General features: G+C 59.4%; 18 protein-coding genes and 1 pseudogene. 13 read left to right on the plus strand and 6 right to left on the minus strand.

Annotated features, from left to right (window positions below; all coding sequences use genetic code 11):
• Nucleotides 1-54: 54 nt before the first annotated feature.
• The gene (locus tag A9G05_RS16465) at nucleotides 55-1,131 is read left to right on the plus strand and encodes a 3-deoxy-7-phosphoheptulonate synthase (protein ID WP_069562001.1); all 1,077 of its coding nucleotides are present in this window, start codon (nucleotides 55-57) and stop codon (nucleotides 1,129-1,131) included.
• Between the two features lie 59 nt (nucleotides 1,132-1,190).
• Here the strand turns inward: A9G05_RS16465 and A9G05_RS16470 are convergent, their stop codons facing one another.
• Both A9G05_RS16470 and A9G05_RS16475 read right to left on the minus strand, forming a co-directional pair.
• On the minus strand, nucleotides 1,191-1,472 hold the full coding sequence (locus tag A9G05_RS16470) for a GNAT family N-acetyltransferase (protein WP_069562002.1): 282 nt from the start codon (nucleotides 1,470-1,472) through the stop codon (nucleotides 1,191-1,193).
• Between the two features lie 18 nt (nucleotides 1,473-1,490).
• Complete coding sequence (locus A9G05_RS16475; RefSeq protein ID WP_069562003.1) at nucleotides 1,491-2,762, minus strand: hypothetical protein; 1,272 nt, start codon at nucleotides 2,760-2,762, stop codon at nucleotides 1,491-1,493.
• 442 nt (nucleotides 2,763-3,204) lie between these two features.
• Between A9G05_RS16475 and oprI the strand changes: the two genes are divergently transcribed.
• Nucleotides 3,205-3,456: an outer membrane lipoprotei OprI gene (oprI, locus tag A9G05_RS16480; RefSeq protein ID WP_011335311.1), complete on the plus strand. Its 252-nt coding sequence runs from the start codon at nucleotides 3,205-3,207 to the stop codon at nucleotides 3,454-3,456.
• 125 nt (nucleotides 3,457-3,581) lie between these two features.
• On the opposite strand, the gene A9G05_RS16485 is transcribed toward oprI, so the two are convergent.
• The 3 genes and pseudogenes from A9G05_RS16485 to A9G05_RS16495 form a co-directional block, all read right to left on the minus strand.
• The gene (locus tag A9G05_RS16485; protein WP_069562004.1) at nucleotides 3,582-4,541 is read right to left on the minus strand and encodes a L,D-transpeptidase family protein; all 960 of its coding nucleotides are present in this window, start codon (nucleotides 4,539-4,541) and stop codon (nucleotides 3,582-3,584) included.
• Nucleotides 4,542-4,611: 70 nt separating this feature from the next.
• Nucleotides 4,612-4,893, minus strand: a complete 282-nt coding sequence (locus A9G05_RS16490; protein WP_044401521.1) for a hypothetical protein — start codon at nucleotides 4,891-4,893, stop codon at nucleotides 4,612-4,614.
• Between the two features lie 56 nt (nucleotides 4,894-4,949).
• Nucleotides 4,950-5,240, minus strand: a pseudogene (locus A9G05_RS16495) (arylesterase); the annotation flags it as partial.
• A 232-nt stretch (nucleotides 5,241-5,472) separates the two neighbouring features.
• Between A9G05_RS16495 and A9G05_RS16500 the strand changes: the two are divergent.
• From A9G05_RS16500 to A9G05_RS16545, 10 genes are all read left to right on the plus strand, one after another.
• Entirely contained in the window at nucleotides 5,473-6,765 is a 1,293-nt protein-coding gene (locus tag A9G05_RS16500; RefSeq protein ID WP_171902726.1) for a tyrosine-type recombinase/integrase, read from the plus strand.
• Between the two features lie 379 nt (nucleotides 6,766-7,144).
• A complete protein-coding gene (locus A9G05_RS16505) occupies nucleotides 7,145-7,351 on the plus strand; it encodes a hypothetical protein (RefSeq protein WP_069562006.1) in 207 nt (68 codons plus the stop codon).
• A gap of 1,031 nt (nucleotides 7,352-8,382) precedes the next feature.
• Nucleotides 8,383-8,958: a BRO family protein gene (locus A9G05_RS16510; RefSeq protein ID WP_069562007.1), complete on the plus strand. Its 576-nt coding sequence runs from the start codon at nucleotides 8,383-8,385 to the stop codon at nucleotides 8,956-8,958.
• 156 nt (nucleotides 8,959-9,114) lie between these two features.
• Nucleotides 9,115-9,708: a hypothetical protein gene (locus A9G05_RS16515; RefSeq protein WP_069562008.1), complete on the plus strand. Its 594-nt coding sequence runs from the start codon at nucleotides 9,115-9,117 to the stop codon at nucleotides 9,706-9,708.
• A 67-nt stretch (nucleotides 9,709-9,775) separates the two neighbouring features.
• Nucleotides 9,776-13,870: a transglycosylase SLT domain-containing protein gene (locus A9G05_RS16520; RefSeq protein WP_069562009.1), complete on the plus strand. Its 4,095-nt coding sequence runs from the start codon at nucleotides 9,776-9,778 to the stop codon at nucleotides 13,868-13,870.
• 49 nt (nucleotides 13,871-13,919) lie between these two features.
• Entirely contained in the window at nucleotides 13,920-14,381 is a 462-nt protein-coding gene (locus tag A9G05_RS16525; RefSeq protein ID WP_069562010.1) for a phage protein Gp13 family protein, read from the plus strand.
• A gap of 42 nt (nucleotides 14,382-14,423) precedes the next feature.
• Nucleotides 14,424-14,954, plus strand: coding sequence for a hypothetical protein (locus tag A9G05_RS16530; protein WP_218187200.1), 531 nt, complete (start codon nucleotides 14,424-14,426; stop codon nucleotides 14,952-14,954).
• 263 nt (nucleotides 14,955-15,217) lie between these two features.
• Entirely contained in the window at nucleotides 15,218-15,763 is a 546-nt protein-coding gene (locus tag A9G05_RS16535) for a hypothetical protein (RefSeq protein WP_069562012.1), read from the plus strand.
• A gap of 150 nt (nucleotides 15,764-15,913) precedes the next feature.
• Entirely contained in the window at nucleotides 15,914-16,504 is a 591-nt protein-coding gene (locus tag A9G05_RS27330) for a hypothetical protein (RefSeq protein ID WP_171902727.1), read from the plus strand.
• A gap of 148 nt (nucleotides 16,505-16,652) precedes the next feature.
• Nucleotides 16,653-17,522 (plus strand): DUF5677 domain-containing protein, encoded by an 870-nt coding sequence (locus tag A9G05_RS16545; RefSeq protein WP_069562013.1) that lies wholly within the window; start codon nucleotides 16,653-16,655, stop codon nucleotides 17,520-17,522.
• A gap of 206 nt (nucleotides 17,523-17,728) precedes the next feature.
• On the opposite strand, the gene A9G05_RS16550 is transcribed toward A9G05_RS16545, so the two are convergent.
• Nucleotides 17,729-18,331, minus strand: a complete 603-nt coding sequence (locus tag A9G05_RS16550; protein ID WP_069562014.1) for an arylesterase — start codon at nucleotides 18,329-18,331, stop codon at nucleotides 17,729-17,731.
• An 11-nt stretch (nucleotides 18,332-18,342) separates the two neighbouring features.
• On the opposite strand from A9G05_RS16550, the gene A9G05_RS16555 reads away from it, so the two are divergent.
• Nucleotides 18,343-19,026: an ABC transporter ATP-binding protein gene (locus A9G05_RS16555; RefSeq protein WP_044401515.1), complete on the plus strand. Its 684-nt coding sequence runs from the start codon at nucleotides 18,343-18,345 to the stop codon at nucleotides 19,024-19,026.

Raw genomic sequence — 19,026 nt, forward strand, 5'->3', positions numbered from 1 at the left:
ATGGTGGCGGTCAAGCACCCGTGACCCGACGACTGAACTCCAATGACTAGCACGATGGCTGATTTACCGATCGACGACCTGAACGTTGCCTCCAACGAGACCCTGATCACCCCGGCGCAACTGAAACGCGAAATCCCCCTGACGGGTGCTGCCCTGCAGACCGTCGCCCACGGCCGCCAGGTGGTCCGCGACATCCTCGACGGCAAGGACCACCGCCTGTTCGTGGTGGTGGGGCCCTGCTCCATCCACGACATCAAGGCCGCCCACGAATATGCTGACCGCCTCAAAAGCCTGGCTGCCGAGGTTTCCGACACGCTGTTCCTGGTCATGCGCGTGTACTTCGAGAAGCCCCGCACCACCGTCGGCTGGAAAGGCCTGATCAACGATCCTTACCTGGATGATTCCTTCAAGATCCAGGATGGCCTCCACATCGGCCGCCAGCTCCTTCGTGATCTGGCCGAAAAAGGCCTGCCGACTGCTACCGAGGCCCTGGACCCGATCTCGCCGCAGTACCTGCAGGACCTGATCAGTTGGTCGGCCATCGGCGCTCGCACCACCGAATCCCAGACCCATCGCGAGATGGCCTCCGGCCTGTCCTCGGCGGTGGGCTTCAAGAACGGCACCGACGGCAGCCTGACGGTAGCCATCAACGCCCTGCAGTCGGTATCCAGCCCGCATCGCTTCCTCGGTATCAACCAGGAAGGCGGCGTCTCCATCGTCACAACCAAAGGCAACGCCTATGGCCACGTGGTGCTGCGTGGCGGCAACGGCAAGCCGAACTATGACTCGGTCAGCGTAGCCGTCTGCGAACAGGCCCTGACCAAGGCCAGCATCAAGCCGAACATCATGGTCGACTGCAGCCACGCCAACTCCAACAAGGACCCGTCGCTGCAGCCACTGGTAATGGACAACGTCGCCAACCAGATACTGGAGGGCAACAACTCCATCGTCGGCCTGATGGTGGAAAGCCACCTGGGCTGGGGTGCGCAATCCATCCCGAAGGACCTCAACCAGCTGCAGTACGGCGTCTCCATCACCGACGCTTGCATCGACTGGGATACCACCGAGAAGACCCTGCGCTCCATGCACGCCAAGCTCAAGGACGTGCTGCCCAAGCGCAAGCGCGCCTGAAGGGCTGCCGCTAGAACAAAAACGCCGGGCTTTGCCCGGCGTTTTTGTTCTAGCGGCCTTCACTCCTTCGGAGCGTGGCGTTGGCGGCGCTCGATATAACGCTCTACATAGGAGCACGAGGGAATCACGGTGTAGCCCTGGTCTTCGGCAAAGTTCAGCGCCTTCTCGGTCAGCGCCGCAGCAATGCCACGCCCGCGCAGCGCGTTCGGCACGAAGGTCCTGTAGATATCCAGGGTCTGCTTGCCGAGATCCATATAGGCCAGGTAAGCACGGTGACCATCCACGGTGGTCTCGAACTGGTGACCTGCCTGGTCATGATGGATGGACAGCGCCTCGCTCATCGCAACTCCTCTGTGGGTTTAAAACATCACCCGTACCTTATCTATCTTTTCGAGCCGAAGGAACATTTCAGCCGAACCGGACCCAAACTGGACACTGAGGAACGCCTTACCGTTCTCCACCTTGTGTAATACACCCTGGTAATAGGCGCCATCATAGGTGATGAATTGCAGGCGTTTACCCTTGTATCTCGCCAGATCGGAGACTTGGACGAACTCGTAGCGCGGCGAGGCACCGGCATTTTCATCTTTTTCGACTGCGGCAGACACCCTCTCGTCGCCCTTCATTTCCGGCCGTTTGGTGATATCGACCCAGGAGAAACCGATTGGCTGCACCGCCTCCTGGTTGACCAACAACACCGGGCGCAGCATGCCGATCACGTCCTTTGGCTCAAAGAACTCCAGGCCCTCCCAGGCCATGCCCTCGCTCGGGCTCAGCTCAAGGCGCAGGGCCTGTGGATCGCTCAGATAACGACCGTAGGCCGCCAGCACAGCAGGCTCGAGCGCGACACGCTGGGCACGCAGGTTGCGGTCGAACTGCTCCACCGCCGTCTTGAGGTAGGCTTCGCGCGACTGACCGAGCTTGCCGGCACAGAAATCCTGCACCTTGCGCTGGTATTGGTTGTCGTTCAGCTCGAACACCACGCTGGAGACGCGCGGCGGGTTGACCCGCAGGTCGCCCGGATTGTCCGGCATGTTGATCAGGGACAGACTGAGACGGATATCACCCATGTCGCGGGTGTCAGTCTTGAGGTTGAAGGTCAGGCGTTTGGCGCCCTCTTCCAACTGGTAAGAGAACTGGGCATCGGTTTCAAACGTCCGGTAGCCCATGTCCAGCAATTCGTTGGTCCCGATGTGGCTCACCTTGCCGCAGGCCACCTCGCTCATCGCGGTGAAGATGCTGCGCTCGGCCGGCGCATCATACAACTGCTGCATGAACGGACCATGGACTGCCAGTTGCAGCCCCTTGAGCTCGACGGACATCTGCTTGGGCAGCTTCCCCTCCTCCAGACGCTCCTTGAAACTCAGCAGCTCACGAAGCCCGTTGAAGCGCAGTTGCGCGTGCTGCACCTGCAGGCTGTCGCCCAGGGCAGGAACGCGGATCATGACGTTCTCCAGACCGACACGGCCATCGAACGACGACGTGATGCCGCCGTAGCTGATGTCCATCACAGGCGAGAGCTTCGTAACCGCCTCATTCATGATGGAACGCACAGAGAGCCACAAAGAACCCTTGATCAGGACAGCCAGCGCCAGAACGCCCAGCACTGTCCACTTGAGAATTTTTGCCATGACGCCGTCCTTGAGGCCGTAAAAATGCGACGAGCTTATCAGTGCGCCCAAGGTGCCACCATCCACCCCCTGGGGTCGCTACAAACACTTTTCCATTACGTGAAGAAGTTCACCTAAGAACACGTATGACGGCAACTTGCTGCCAAGCGCTGACAAGTCAATTCAACTTATCGATAACCCACAGCAGCCGACTCAACAGCTCAGCCCCACATACAACGACTAGAATTTGAACTTCGCTTGTGACGAAGCCCGGCTTTTTGGTCGTTTTTTGCTCAAGCGCCCGCGACCAGTGGGGTAAAAAGGCAGCCTAGGTGAAAAAAAGTGTCCGCCTTGCGCCCCGTCAGTTTACTTACTACAAGTTATGGGTAGTATGTACGCCGGCTAATTTCCCACGCTCGGGGAATTGCTTTTAATGGAAATATCCACCTTAAAGGGGAACACGATGAACAACGTTCTGAAATTCTCTGCTCTGGCTCTGGCTGCTGTTCTGGCCACCGGTTGCAGCAGCGCCTCCAAAGAAACCGAAGCTCGTCTGACCGCTACTGAAGACGCAGCTGCTCGTGCTCAAGCCCGTGCTGACGAAGCCTACCGCAAGGCTGACGAAGCTCTGGCCGCTGCTCAGAAAGCCCAGCAGACCGCTGACGAGGCTAACGAGCGCGCTCTGCGCATGCTGGAAAAAGCCAGCCGCAAGTAATAGCCCACAAGGCTTTTACCTGAAACCGACCCAGGCAACTGGGTCGGTTTTTTATTGCAGAAACAAAAGTACAGGCGATAAAAAACCCGCCACTCAAATAGAGCAGCGGGTTTTGTGAAAAACGATCAGAGTGAAGGCGGAGCGCTGGCAGCGACCGACGTCGAAGGCTCGGCGATCTCCACCGGCAAACCATCCTCGGCTGCCACTACCTCACGCACCACGTCCCAGTCCAGGCGGATGGTGTTGACCAGATCCTCGCGCTTGAGCAGCGCATTGATCACCGCAGTGTGCTTGTCGACTACCGACGGATCGCCATGGTCGTCCAGCGGTGCATGGGCCTCCAGGTAGATCTTGCCGTTGCTGACACCAAACTTGTACGGCTCGTTGATCACGCGGACCGGCGTACCCACCGGCGCCATCCTGGCCAGCTCCAGCACGTTGTTGTTAAGCATCCGGAAGCAGCCATGGCTGACACGCATCCCGATGCCGAACTTCTTGTTGGAGCCGTGGATCAGGTAACCCGGCAGAGCGAGAGTGAACTTGAACGGACCGAGAGGGTTGTTCGGGCCCGCCGGCACCACGGTCGGAAGCGGGTCGCCATCGGCAGCGTGCTCTTCACGGATCGACTTGGGCGGGTACCAGGCCGGATTCGGCGTCTTGGCGGTGATCTTGGTGGTGCTGATCGGCGAGCCCCAGCCTTCTCGGCCAATGCCCAGCGGATAGGTGTGCACCACGTTCTGCCCTTTCGGGAAGTAGTACATGCGGTATTCGGCGAGGTTGATCACGATCCCCTCGCGCGGCCCCGGCGGCAGAATGAAGCGGGTCGGCAAGATGATCTCGGCGCCTTCGCCCGGCAGCCAGGGATCAACGCCGGGATTGGCCGCAACCATCTCCAGGTAGCCCAGGTCGTTGGCCGAGCCGATATCGGCGAAGGTGTCCTCGTACTTGGCCTTGATCACCTGGACCTGGCCAACGATATCTTCCCCGGGGGGCGGCAGAGGCAGCTCCAGTGCTGCGGCGTTACCGGCTAGCACAGCGGCGGCCAGAGACAGGGTACGGGCGACGGCGGGAACGCGCGACAACATCCGGGAATCCTTGGCTGAGGGTTGAAAAATGAGTGGCAGATTGTACACCGGCCCGCCAACCGCCGGGAGGCTAGCTGTCAGGCCACTCCGGCCGCTTGCCGTCGCGCTGCGCCTCGAGTTCCTGCTTGCAGAACGGGCACAACCGGCGGTCCTGCAGAAGGCTGCGGCCCACCTCGCACCAACGGGGCATGGCCGGCAGCAATCCGCCGCACAAAGTACGGTCGGCGTAGCCCCCCAGCTCGAGCTGGCGCGCCACCAGGTGCAAGCGAACCTCACGGCAGGCGAACAGGTCGAGCTGCTCGTCTGGCTCGATCAGCTTATAGGCGTGCAGGGACCAGGCAGGGCGAGGCATGGGGGACTCCGGAGCGGGTGCGCAACATTAGCCGAAAGCCCGGTCCCGGAAAAGCCTCAAAGCAGCGGCTGGAGCGACGGCCAGACGTTTTCCAACAGCCTTGGCTGGGCACCGGCCGCCGGATGGATACCGTCGGCCTGCATCATGCCCTCCACGCCCCCGACGCCTTCGAGAAAGAACGGCACCAGCGGCACCTGCTGTTCCTTGGCCACATCACTGAACACGCGAGCGAACGCATCGGTGTAGCGCTTGCCATAGTTCGGCGGCAGGCGCATGCCCAGCACCAGCACCTTGGCGCCCGCCTGCCGGGACTGCTCAACCATCGAGGCAAGATTCTGTTGCAATTCCGACTGAAGGACAGGAACCCCACAAACTCAAGGGTTCCATCCAATGACCTCTCAATCGCATGCCGAAAGTGTTAGAAATCTGTTAGAAAGCGCCCCGCCGAAACTGGCAACGCCCCTCGCTAAGCCTTGGCACTACAGGCGAAATGGTCGCTACTACCTGCGCATCCGCACACAGGGACGACCGTTCGTCACCTTTACCGTCTCCCTACGGACCAGCGACCGAAGCACAGCCATGGAAATCTCCACCAGCATCCAACGAGCCCTCGCCTACTTCCACCTCGACAAGCCCGAGGCGACCGGAGAGGAGCTGAAAGAGCGGCTGGTGGTCATCGCGGAGGAATGTCTATCCCAGGCAAATTGCGAAGGCTCGATATTTGCCAGTAGCGAGGCGTACCGGGAAATGTATGGCGCCCTGAAGCGAGTTAGCGCACATGAGACGCTGACTTTTACGCAGCAGAAGGCCCTGACGATTGGCAAGGAAATCCTGAGTGCCGCCAACGCCCGCCTTGAAGGCCGCTCGGAGGCGCTCGTCGAGATCATTGAGCGACTCAATAGCACGCACAACGATGATAGCCAAACCCTTGCAACCCCGCCCCAATCTGTAGGCGCGCCTCAGGAGCCCATGAGCTGGAACAAGCTGTCCGAGCTCTACATGGCAGAACATAGCATCAACCTCAAAGAATCCAGCAGGAAAGCTGCCATTACGGCCCATACGGTCATTGGGCGGGCCTTCGAGGCCATCGGCGTGACTGATCTTCGTGTCCACACCCGGGAGCACATGACGGCCCTGCGTGAAAAGCTGCTGGAAGGCCGGAAACCATCCACCGTGAATAATCTATGGGCCAAACTCCAGGCTGTTCTGACGTGGGCCGTTATCACCGACAAAATCGCTAAGCAGTACGCGGCAAAACTCAAGATCACCAAGGGCGCCGACAGCAAACGGGTAGCCTTCACTCGGGATCAAGTAGTCACCCTGATGAATCATGTAGGCACCCTACCCGCGACTTCTTGGGAGCGCTGGGCGCTGTCCTTAGCAGTGATCACCGGGGCGCGTGTAGGCGAGATCAGCTTCCTGACCAAGGCAGATATCAAACAGGTGGATGGTCTATGGTGTATCGACATCAACGAGGATGCTGAAGGCAAGTCCATCAAGAACAAACACAGCAAGCGCCTTGTGCCTCTTGTGGATGGAGCCCTCGGGTTCGACCTGCCGGCATTCCTACGAGCCGTCAATGCAGGCGCCCTGCCCTCTGACAATGCGATCACGCCAGAGCGGTCCAGTAAGCAACTCAACTTGTTGCTTAAGGACATCCTGGGAGATAGCAAAGGCGATAACCAGACACTGCACTCCCTGCGCCACCACCTGATTGCCTCTATGGAGGCCGCAGGCGTCCCAGTAGCTCATGCTCAAGCTGCTGCGGGACAGTCTTCGGGCACTATCGCCTATGACGTTTACGGAGAAGGATCACCCATCCCGAAGGTCTACTCGGCAATCAAGAAAGGCCTGCGGGGGGAAGACAAATGAGCGCCCTGGAGAATCTTAGCGCCTTCGCCTACAGCGCCAGCCTGGAAGCACAGAGCCTGCGCCAAGCCTATGACGCTGAAGGACTGTCCAACCCCATCGGCGTCTTCACATGCCCTTGCTGTGGCCAGATAGCGGACGTTGAGTACGGCTGCGGAGGTCCTGAGTTCCCCAGCGGTAATATCGGAAACTTCGGCCCAGACGGAGCCTTGGATGCTGCGAGGTGCTTCCAGTGCGGCGGTGTGTCCTACTGGCGCACTGTGGAATTCGACCTTCACAACGATGGAGGACGGGACTGGCGGGACTTCCCTCGGGAGCTTGTGTACGTGCCCAGACTTGCTAAGGCCCATGCGGTTCTTTCGGCACCAATAGGAGCAACCGCATGAGTCAGGGCATCCGTCTGCTTCCGCTGCTGGACCTACTCGCTAAAGGCGTCTCGGTACTGCTGGTGCTCTTCCTGATCGCCCTGATGATCCTCGGGGCACCCATGACGATGCTTGGCGGGGTAGCCATGCTGACCGCCGTTATCAATTGGCCGCTGATGGGCTACAGGCAGAGGCGCAAAGAGGTACAAGGAGAAGCCACATGAGTTCCTGGCAGTTCCTGGGCATGATCACCTTGGCCCTTGTGGTCTTCGTGTGCCTGCTGGATACCGACTTGAAGCGCAGGCTGTTACGGCCACGAGGGAAGAGGAATACGTAATCACCTAAAGGGAAATCCCTTAAGTCTCAAAGGCCGATTCCTTCACTGGGGTCGGCCTTTTTGTTTGCGAGCGGCTGGCCTTAAAGACTGCTCGAAGCCAGCTCAGCGAATTGCCATGGAGCCGCAGGCCAAGTGGTACAGGGCAGTCGAAGCCTTAGGGGACAAATTGTCCTCTATGAAACCAGATGATCACCCTCGCCCCCCCTATCAGAAAGTGATAGGGATAAGCGGAAGGTGCCGAGTAACACATGGCTCTTCGATGAGCCCCGCGTCTACTCAGGTGGCCCGAGCGGCTGGCCTGAAGAACCCCAGTGGCTCATTAGGGTATTTTGTGACAACCAAACACTGCACGGCCTATGTGCGAATGTCCGAGGTAGCAGCCCACAATAACCTTGTTGGTTCCCTTCCTCTGTCCCCGAACGGCTGCGCGTACAAAGGCACCACGCGGTTGCTGGACGAGGCGTCCCTACCGAGATTCGGTAGGGAATGGCACTTCAGGTGGCGTCTCTATCATAATTTGATAGGGACGGATACTTGCTTAAAGCGGTCTCCTGGCTTTTCCCTGAGGCACAGGTTTATCAGATGCTCCTCGTGGGGCACCCGGAGCATGACCTGCTGTTCGTGGCTACTCAGGTGGCCCGAGCGGCTGGCCTGAAGAACCCGAGCGCCGCGATCTTCAATTTCAGCCACTCAAATGTAGGGGCGAAGCTCCAAGTGAAGGACATCAGGTCTCTACAGGAATCCTGTAGGGATGGTCACCGGGACAGAGGTTAAGCCCACCTACTACTCGAACGACAACGGGCCTCTGACGTACACCATCGACGCGGGCCCTTCTGGCCTTCTTACGGTCAATGTGGGCCCCATCACCTACGTCCACCAGCTCAAGGACATCGTTGGACGTATTGAGGTTTCTGCACAATGAACTTCGAGAAGAGAAACTTTATGGGCATCGAGCTGGATGTCCTCGTGGGGCACCCGGACCATGACCTGCTTTTCGTGGCGCAACAGGTGGCCAGAGCTGCGGGACTGAAGGACCCAAGTGAGTCTGTCCGCCATGAGCGGCTTAAGCGGCAGGCAGGAATGCAACTCGCAGCCCTCCGGCCACTAATCGAACTTAATTCGTGTAGTCTCCCCACGGATGCGCAAGGCCGGCGCATACGCTCCACCTCCGTCCTATTTGCTGAGGCTGAAGTTTACTCAATGCTCCTCCGGGGACACGCCCCGCAGTCTGAGCCCTTTCGCAAGTGGGTCACTGAGGAGGTCCTGCCATCCATCCGCAAGACCGGTAAGTACAACGCCGAAGAGTCCTCCAACCCGATTGCCGTGGCGATCATGGATGAGCTGAAGTGTCTACGTGGTGAAATCGCAGAGCTGCGCCAAGAGCTGCAAGCCAAGACCTTCACCCTCGCGGCTCCTGCTGTGGAGCCAAGTCCCTACGAGGGCCAGCCTGGAGTCGCGCTTTGCGATCCTGCCGGCTTTGATGTGCGGACCTAACAAGAACTGGCCGGCGAGGCTCTGCCGCGAACTGTGGTTGACCGCCTGGAACCTCGCGTAGTCCTCCATCTGGAAGCGGCGCAGGGGGGACAAGCAGGACACCTGAAGAGCCCCCAAGCAGATGCCCGGCCCAACGCTCATTCCAAAGAGGACAAAATGAGTATCCCGAGGAAGGAGTTTTTCTTCACCCCAATCGGCACCGTGGAGCCTTACAGCTACATCGGCAAGCCGTACTTCCGCCAGGGCAGCTTCGCCACCGACCCAGGCCAGTACAAGATCAACCTGAGAATCCAGATCGACGAGGCCCAAGACCTGATCGATAAGATCGTGAAAATCTACGTGGGCGACTACGCGAAGCGGGTGACTGAATACAAAAAGAACCCTCCGCAGGTTCAGCGTGGTAGAAAGCGGCTCACTCCGTACCAAGGCGACCTGCCGTTCATCGACAACAGGGACGGCACAGTGACGTTCAAGTTCGCCGCATGGTCTTCCTACGAGCATGAGGGTGAGACGCTCCCAAGGCCTTTGCTTGTCGTTGACGCCATTGGCGAGCCCATCGCTGATGTTCCGAAAATCTGGGGCGGCTCCGAAGGCAAAGTCCGTTTCTCCATTGTCCCATACGGCTGGAACTCCCTTATAGGGGCCTCCGTGCAATTGCAACTGGAAGGTTTCATGCTGACCAAGCTGGCCGAGCTCGCTGGCAGTCAGGGCAGTTGGACCGACCACGAGGAGAAGGGAACGCAGGCATAGCGGCAGCCGCCCAAGGACGCTAAAACAAAAACCCTCACTGGTAACACACAGACCAGCGAGGTGAACCATGCGCCAACCAGACAACTATGCCCAGATCAAAGCCGAGGGTGGACCGTTTGACTCGCTCATTCAGTCCGCCTCGGCACAGTACGGGGTCCCTTACGACCTCCTGCACAAGCAGATTTTCCTTGAGTCGTCCTTCAATCCCCGCGCCGTGAGCCCTACGGGGCCTCGCGGTCTGGCCCAGATGACCGCCGCTACCGGATTGGCCTATGGCCTGGAACGGGATGAGGACTTCTTCGACCCGGCCAAGTCCATCGACGCAGCGGCTCGCCACATGCGGGACAACATCCAGTTGGCCGGTGGCGACCAGCTCAAGGCGCTCCTGGCGTACAACCAAGGGGCAGGCCGGAAGGGCGCTCCTCAGCTCGATGCGTATGACCGTGGGGACTTCTCCGGGGTCAGCGAGGAAGGGCTGAACTACATGCGCAAGCTGGCGGACGTGACCAACACCGGCAAGCGCGCCGAACTGGACTCGTTCGTAAAGCCCGCAGGCGGATTTGAGGCACCCGCAGGCATCGAAGCGCAACCCACGGTGACCCCTGGCAACGTCCCGGACACCTTCGCCTCCTTCAATATGGAAGGCGTGGATGTGGCCCCTAAGGCCCCAACGTTCGCCCAGGAGCTTTACACCACCACGGGTAAGACCGAAGAGGACGGCATGTTCACCGGCACGGGCATGGCCGCCAAGGAAGCCCTGCAGAACTCCGTACTCGGCATGATGATCCGTTCGGTCAACCAAGAGGGGAACGCTGATTTCACGCAGTCGTTCACCATGCTTCGGGATGTCTTCAACGAGCCCTTGGACGGCGGTCGCCTCAGCGACTGGACCGATGAGGACTACGACAAGCTCCGCACCTCGGGCCTGGACCCCCAGTTCTACGATGTGGTCCTCCGTGGCTACAAGCGGAACTTCGACCAGAACCTTGCCCTTGCCCTGGAGAACCAGAAGCTCGTCCAGGCCCGTGATGGCGCCACCCTCGGTGCTCAGATCATCGGGGGCGCTGCTGGGATGATGGGCGACCCCTGGAGCTTGGTGAACCCGGCCAGGGGCGCAGGGGCAGGCTTGGCGTCTCGCCTGATCGGTGGTGCCGCTGTGGGTGGTGCCCTGGGTGGCCTGTCGGAGCACTCCGCAGCCAAGGCCTCCGGCAAGGAGGAGAACCTGGGGGCTGCCATCGCAGGGGGCGCAGCTTTCGGTGGCCTACTGAATGGCCTCATGGGTGCCCGCCCTGGGCGCAACTCATGGGACGAGGGTGGGAGCGCCCTGGACGGGGAGCTTCTGGGCCCTGAGGCACCTCAAGGTCCGGCAGGCCCTGGGCTCAACAACGAGGTGCCGCGCCTGGAGAGCTGGATAGACGGAGAGGGCCGAGAGGTCCCTGCGCTGGTCCAGGAGATGAACCGCATCGGTGGTGCCGCGAATCGCCTTCAGCTCCGTGAACAGGCGCGCTTGGCAGGTGCTGAAGAAGACCCGGCCAGGATGCCCTTCAGGGATGGCGAGGAGGTCAAGGAGAGCCCTTCGGGGCCCTACATCGACGTTCCATTCGACAACGAGGCGTCCCGCACCATGGACGGCTCTATCCACAGTGGCGGCTCGCCGCTCAACCCGAAGACCGTGGACACGTTCGTCGAACTGGACCCGCTGGGAACCAAGGCCGTCCGAGGGTTCTCCATGGGCAGCCTGTCGGAGATCGGCTACAAGCTGGCCGCGTCGGAAAACCCGGAGATGCGGGGAATCGCTTACGACCTCTTCCGGTCCCCCACTGGATACGAGACCGGCTCGAACGGCAAATTCGGGGCTACCGCTTCGGACATCGCTGAACGACTGCGTTCGCAAGACAACGTGGCCCACAACCGATTTGCCGAACAGCTCGACGAGGTACTGAAGGACCCCTATTGGCGGGCCCGTGGCGGCTCCGAGGGCGCCAAGCGCGAAGCCATCAGTCGCCGCGTGGTGCAGGCAATGGAGGCCGCCAGTCACGGAGAGAAGACGCACAGCCTGACCCCTGCCGAGGTGAAGCTCGCTGACCTGCTCAAGGAGCACATGGCGAAGAAGTGGGACTACATCGAGAACCCTGGCCAGTTCGGCAACATGAGCGCCAAGAGCCTTCTCGAAGAGACCCGCCATGCGGGATCGTATTACCCGATGCGCTACAGCACAGCCGCCAAGCAGGGTCTCCTGAGGGAGCTGGGCGGGCCTGAAGGCCTACAGGAAGCCATCGTGCGGTCCTGGCTGGCCTCCTACGCGAAGCGTCCTCAAGTCCGCGCCAGGGTGGACAAGATGCTTCAGGAGGCCGCAGGTGAGCAGAAGCTGACTCCCGAGGCGCTGCGGGCAGCCGTGGAGAAGTACGCCAGGGACAAGGCGTATGGCATCAGCCACACCGAGCGGTTCAACCGTAGCCACATCGTTGAGGAGCATCTGCACGATGGCGTGGGGGTCGAAAACAACGACTACCTCGAAGCGCGGAACCTGTTCGACTCCGATGTGCAGATCAACCTCCCGAACGGTTCGCTGTTCAGCGTGGATGACCTGAGGGAGTTCGACATCCTGCGGATCGTCCCTCAGTACGACCGCCGCGTAAACGGCGATGTGGCCCTTATGGGTGGCACAGGGAAGAGCACTGCTGAGCTGAAGTCCATGGCCATCAAGATGCGCCAAGGCGCCCAGCCTGGGGCCGACACGACGGAAGCTGACGCACTCATGGATGCCCTGAAGATGTTCACGGGGCGTGCTCGGCGTGACCCTGATGGCGTCTGGCAGACCACCATCCGTTCCCTCAACGACATCGGCTTCGTCACCAAGAACGCCTACATGGGGGCTCAGAACATCACGGAGGCGGCGAGTCTGTTCGTGAAGGGCCACCAGCGGATGCTGCTGAAGGGCGTACCGCTCCTGAAGAAGTGGACGACTGCCGGCTCCAAGCTGGCCCCTGAGGACATCAAGGACATGCATAACATCGTGTTCGGGCGCGAGCTGGATGACCTTATTCGACCCACCCGCCAGGACATCGTTGACGGCCTCCGGGAGAACCACAGCTACTACGGCGCCCAGGCCGCAGGGTCCTTCAAGTGGGCCACGGGTGAGCTTTCGGTTCGCTCTCCGTTCACCTGGCTCCTCCGGGAGACCGGGAACTACATCATGGACGCTGGCCGACAGGGCCTGCTCGTGGACCTCATCGACCACACCTTGAACGGCCTGGAGACGAAGCTCTTCACCCCTGAGCGCCTGCGGTCGGCCTCGATCACCCCTGAGCAGTTCAAGGGGATTCAGGACCTCATCAAGGCCCACTTCAAGCGCAACAAGACCGGGCAGTGGCGCATCAAGGATTCCGACAAGCTGGCGGCTGATCCGCGCTCAATGGACCTGTGGCGTCTCGGGGATGCAGTAGCTGACGAGACGATGCTCCGTCCGCACAAGATGTCCCTGGCGCCCTCCAAGCAGTACGGGGCGATGGGTGCGATGGTCCTGCAATTCAAGATGTTCGTCATGCGCTCCCTCAACGGGCGTCTGGTACGTGGCTGGATGGAGGCGACCCGCAACGGGCAAGTTCTCGATCAGACCTACAAGGTCGCCGCGTCCCTGGCACTGGCCACTGCGTTCTACGCTGCGTCTACCCAATTGAAGGCACTGGGCTTGCCCCAACGAGCCCGCGAGAAGTACCTCAATGAGGCCTTAAGCCCGAGCATGTTGGCTTACGCGGCGATCTCTCGTAGCTCCCACGTAGGTGCTCCGTTCGGCGTCTCCAACTTCCTGAGTGCTCCCTTCGGGTTCGATGGTGCTGCCAGGGTTAGGACCTCAATCCTGCCCCGTGAACAGCAGCAAGCCCAGGACAGCCGACCAATCCGCTATAGCCCCCTGCGCTCCGATCTCATAACCGGCTTTATGTCCCGCACTGCGGAGCAAATACCGGCGCTCGGGGTTGCTGCAAACAGCATTCAAGCTGGCTACTCAAGCGCCCACCTCCTGGGCGGCGAGAGGAGAGGTCGTCAGGGGCACATGACAGGTCTGTTCAACGCTCTCAAAAACTTCATCCCCAACGATCCTGTGAGTCAAAACCTGCTGCAACGGCTGGCACAGGATCAAGGCGTGGACCGCGTTCGGTAGAGCAAAAACCCTCACTGGTACGGACACGTCAACCAACGAGGGTAAAGAAATGAAACTTGAAAAAGCTAACCGAAGCCACCTTCAGCGCGCCGCGTTAGACCTTTCTTCCAGTGATTGGGAAGAGATGGAAAGAATTGAGCCGGGCCGAAATCCAGTTGAGGTACTCGCCATAGCCGCAGACGATCCAACTATTCACCACATATCTGACCACCTGGGGAATGTGTTGGCGGTTGGCGGGCACGCTGAATGCTTCATTTGGTTTGTTCATACCAAACATGCCGAAGCCCTGGAGCCCGGTGGTAAAAGGCAGATGCTGAAGCTCCTAAAAGGCCATCTGCGACGGATCAAGCAGGCGGTTGCACTTGATCGCCCGGATGATTTTTTCCATTTCACAAACATCGTATCGATGGATAACCACGCTCACGTAAAGCTGCTGACTCACCTCGGAGCCGCATGGTGCGACACAGAGCGAACCATCAACGGCCATATTTTCAAACAGTTCTATTTTTAGGAGGAACACAGGATGTGTGACCCAACTGGCGGAGTTGCAACAATGGCTGTCCTGGCTATTGCAGGCGCTGCTGCGGGTGCCCACGACAAGGCCAAGGCCGAAGGCAAGGCAGAGGATGCCCGTCGCAAGTCGCAGATCGAGATGGTCAAGCAGATGAACATCGCCAATGCGGACCTTGCGCTTGAGTCCAAGGACAAGGCCGAGCAGGCGCAGCAGCAGATGACCGAGATCAACCTCAAGTCCCTACGGAACCAGGGGATGGTCGCAGCGGCAATCGGTGAGTCCAACCTCGCGGGTGCCTCCATGGATCGTATCCAGCGGGTCACCGAGGCTGAGACCTCGCGGGAGAAGATGTCCGTTCTGGACAACTATCAGCGCGACTACCAGACCATCTTCGCGAACCAAGTCGGCACCGTCGAGAACACCAAGGCCCAGCTCAAATCGAGCGCCCCCGTGTTCCGCACCTCCAAGCTGGCCAGCGCCCTCAATGTGGTCTCGGCAGGCATGGGTGGAGCAGCACAGGGCTACTCGCTAAAGCAGCAGATACAGGCTGACAAAAACCCAAAGCAGTAAAAACCCTCACTTTAAGGGAGGGGGCCTAAAGATCCTTACTTAAGGTTCCCTCTCTGCCTCTTCCTCGCTGCCCTTGGTGATAGTCGGCTCTCTCAGTGCTGATCACCATCAATGAACAATCACCCTCGCCCGTCGCTGGGCACCTCTATTAGCACAGTCTTTCCGATTGCTCCTCGTGCCTATTGTCAGTCCCCGTGTCGTGGGGCTGTGTGCTGGCCGTGGGGAGCGAACTCGGGGAGCAATCGAAAGGAAATACGACAACCATGAATATCGACACCAAGCACAAGCACGCAGGGCATCTGATAGAAATTGGAGGCCAGCCCTTCAAGGCCAATGAGTCAGGCATGTGGAATCTCACCGAAATCTGGAAGGCCTTGAAGCTGCCGAAAGGTAAGGCTCCTGGCCGCTGGCGTGGCAAAGAGAGAGACCGACTATCCCAAAGCCAAAATTTGGATGTGCGAAATCTGGGTGATGCAGGCCACAGAGCACTGGCCACCAAGCGCGCAACTATCGAGTATGCCGCCTGGGTGTCCCCTGAGTTCAAAGATATGGTCTTCGATGCCTTCGAGGCCATTCTGGAACGACCAGAAGTTGCCCAAGCAGTTGCCGATGAGATGCACCGGCTTGGCCATCAGCACAGCGCCGCCATTGTTAAGCGGATGACTGAGAATCAGGAGCGCAATCAAATCCTAAGATGCCTCAATCGGGGCCGCACCTTGAGTCCTGCTCAGCAGGAACGCAAGAGGCTGGACCGCAGGATCAACGCGGAGGCGAACAGGCAGCACAAGGCTGGGCGTGACTGGCACTAACACTGATCAGAATGGATGAGCGCAGGCGAAACACTGGGCATGCCATACGGCTCAACACATAGTCGTCAACGGGTGAACTGGCGACAGATAGTAGCCACCTTCCAGAAGCTCGGAGAACCCTCTATAACTTGGTGCTATTCAGCCTGAGAAATGGCTCCAGTGATCAACCTGGGGGGGAGTTATATGTGGCTTTGCGAAGGATCGACACTGGATTGGACTGCCATAGGATCACTTGCCACCGCCATTGCAGTGTTCATTACATTGGGGCTCTGGGCTTACGATAAATCTCAACGACGAGGAGAGCGTGGGGCCAGTGCCAAGCTATTAGCTCAGATTATGACCACACCTGTAGGCGCTGCTCAGATGGAAATCGCCAAACTGAGGTGCACCGTTGTGCCAACCAGTGGTGATCAATCCTACTTAATCAGCCTGTTGAACTCTGAAGAGACGAGGAGAGATTTTGCCTCAAAGGCTTCACTGCTCACCTTTGACCTGCCTTCTCAATATCTGGACAGGCCGGACCTCTTTTCAGAGCCAACCAACAACCGGCTTGCCTACGCCCTATCCCAGGTCAATCGGTTGAAAACCCTGAGCGGCCTGCTGGGAGGTCTTTCAGAGTCTACTCCGGAGAAAGACATACACGATCACGCAATGGCTGTGCTGAAGCAAATCCAAGAAGCTGAAAGCGCTATTACGGCTGCCTTTCAAGTTCTACTCAGGGTTGGGAAGTCTGCTGTTTAATCACTTCAACCGCCTGAACCCTTGCCAAACTGCTCGGCGTCATGTGTCGAGCATTAAGATGTGCATAGGGCTCCAGCTCTGTTTGGTATGTGATACAGCAACGCCGCACGGAGAGTGCATTTTTACATCGTCTGCGGAGTGAAATGCGATGAGCGAGCAAAGCTGCAGCGCCGAGCAATTGGCAGCGCTGAAAACTATCCTGAAAGAGCAATCGGAGTTGTTGACACTAAGCCTCTACGTCGCCACCCAAGGGCCCGTGACGTACGAAGGGGAGCATTTGAGCTGCGCTATAGGCGCCGCCAAGCTTCGGACATCCCAATACATTGCAATGTGCGCAGGCCAGTCAATCCAAACGATTTTGAAATGTTCTGAGTGGCGCGGAATCCCGGTACGAGACCTCTACCCTATCGCCCGAAGCGCTGTTGAATCCTTCATAAATGCAGCCTTTCTGCTCGCCGAGAGCGACCATGTTGCAGAGCGTGCAGCGCGCTATGTCAGCTATGCCCAGTGGAAACACCTCAATAGGAGCGTTGGTAGCGGGAAGTTCTCCCTTCAACTTTCTGCTCAGGAATCAGACAGCCACACAGTAAGCCCTGAGTTCCCAGAATTTGAAGGACGGGGCAATGGTGTTTGGACCAAGCTGGATGTACCAAGTCGCATCCGTGTCGTTGGACAACTGACGGGCAATAAAGCAGGAAGCCGCCTACTCGCTGCCTATGCGCTCATCTATTCGACCTCATCGGAGATCATCCACGGGTCGCCCTACGGGGTGAACTACTTTTACCAAGCCTATCTTCCCGATGAAGCAACCGTTGACGACTTTCGCGATGCAACAGGCAAACAGCTTGTAGATATCCTTTGTTCAGTTAGCCATGCGATTGCGGGCTACCTATCTGCCTTCTTTGCTACACAGAAGATGCACAAGCCTTACGCGGCAGAACAAGAGTTGTTTAACAGGCTGCTGGCAACTGATGGAGTCGAACCACAAAGCATCATGCCCATCCCAGCATCTGAGTAAAAAATGGCCCAAAAATCTGAGAGCCCATCTCATAAAGCGGCTCGCTCAGATTCCCCCCGTATACCCCCGGTCACTCCACGCCAAAAGGCCCTTCCCAGAGCGCCCTGGTGTTAGAAAAAGAGTTAGCAACCTGTTAGAAAATCAGATTGACAGGCACGGCAAGGCAGCCATTAAGATGGCGCCTCCTGACCTTCTTCAGGATCGCTTCAGAGCAATGGTTTAAGGGTCGGCCAGACGTTATCAAGCATCACTGGCTGAGCAGCAGTAGCAGGGTGAATTCCATCTTGCTGCATCATGGAAGGCACGCCGCCTACGCCCTCCAGCAAGAATGGCACCAAAGGAACGCCGAACTCTTCGGCCACTTTGGGGAACACCTCAGCAAAAGCTGTCGTGTAGCGTTGACCGTAATTCGGTGGCAAACGCATCCCCAGAAGAAGCACTTTGGCCCCTTCTTCCTGCGACATCCGAACCATCGAGGCAAGATTCTGTTGCAATTGCGCCGGGGGCTGGCCACGCAAGCCATCGTTGCCACCCAGCTCGATGATCACCACTTCCGGCTTGTGCTCGCCCAGCAGCGCAGGCAGTCGCGCAACCCCGCCAGCACTGGTGTCGCCGCTGATGGAGGCGTTCACCACACGGTGATCGATACGCTCGGAATCGAGCTTTTCCTGCAGCAGCGAGACCCAGCCCTGGCTGGTTTCCAGCCCCAAAGCGGCGCTGATACTATCGCCGACGACCAGCACGGTCCCCGCCGCAGCCTCCTGCGCCAGCAGCAACAGCCCCAGGCAGCAGCCCATCCACCCACGCATCGGATTCTCCAATGAGCCCAAGCATTCTCAATGCGCGGCACCTTAGCAAAGTGGTCCCCAGCGCGGAAGGTGAACTGACCATCCTCCAGGGGCTCGACCTGGACCTCGCGCAAGGCGACAGCCTGGCCATCGTCGGCAGCTCCGGCTCGGGCAAATCCACACTTCTCGGCCTGCTGGCCGGGCTCGACCTGCCCAGCTCCGGCGAAGTCACCCTGGCCGGTCACCACCTCTCGCGGCTGGACGAAGACGAGCGCGCCCGCGTGCGGGCCGAGCATGTCGGCTTCGTGTTCCAGTCCTTCCAGTTGCTGGACAGCCTCAACGCCCTCGAGAACGTCATGCTGCCCCTCGAACTGGAAGGCCACCGCGACGCCCGCCAGCGCGCACGCAGCCTGCTCGAACGGGTCGGCCTCGGCCAGCGGCTGACCCACTACCCCCGCCAACTGTCCGGCGGTGAGCAGCAGCGCGTCGCCTTGGCCCGCGCCTTCGCCGCCGAGCCGGACGTGCTCTTCGCCGACGAGCCCACCGGCAACCTCGACAGCCACACCGGCGAGCGCATCACCGACCTGCTCTTCGAAATGAACCAGGAGCGCGGCACCACGCTGGTGCTGGTCACCCACGACGAACGCCTGGCCCATCGCTGCCAGCGCCTGATCCGCCTGGAAGCCGGCCACCTGATCGACCGGGTGGAACCCTGA

Origin of the sequence: Pseudomonas sp. ENNP23 (assembly GCF_001728945.1) — a bacterium.
Lineage (GTDB): Bacteria > Pseudomonadota > Gammaproteobacteria > Pseudomonadales > Pseudomonadaceae > Metapseudomonas > Metapseudomonas otitidis.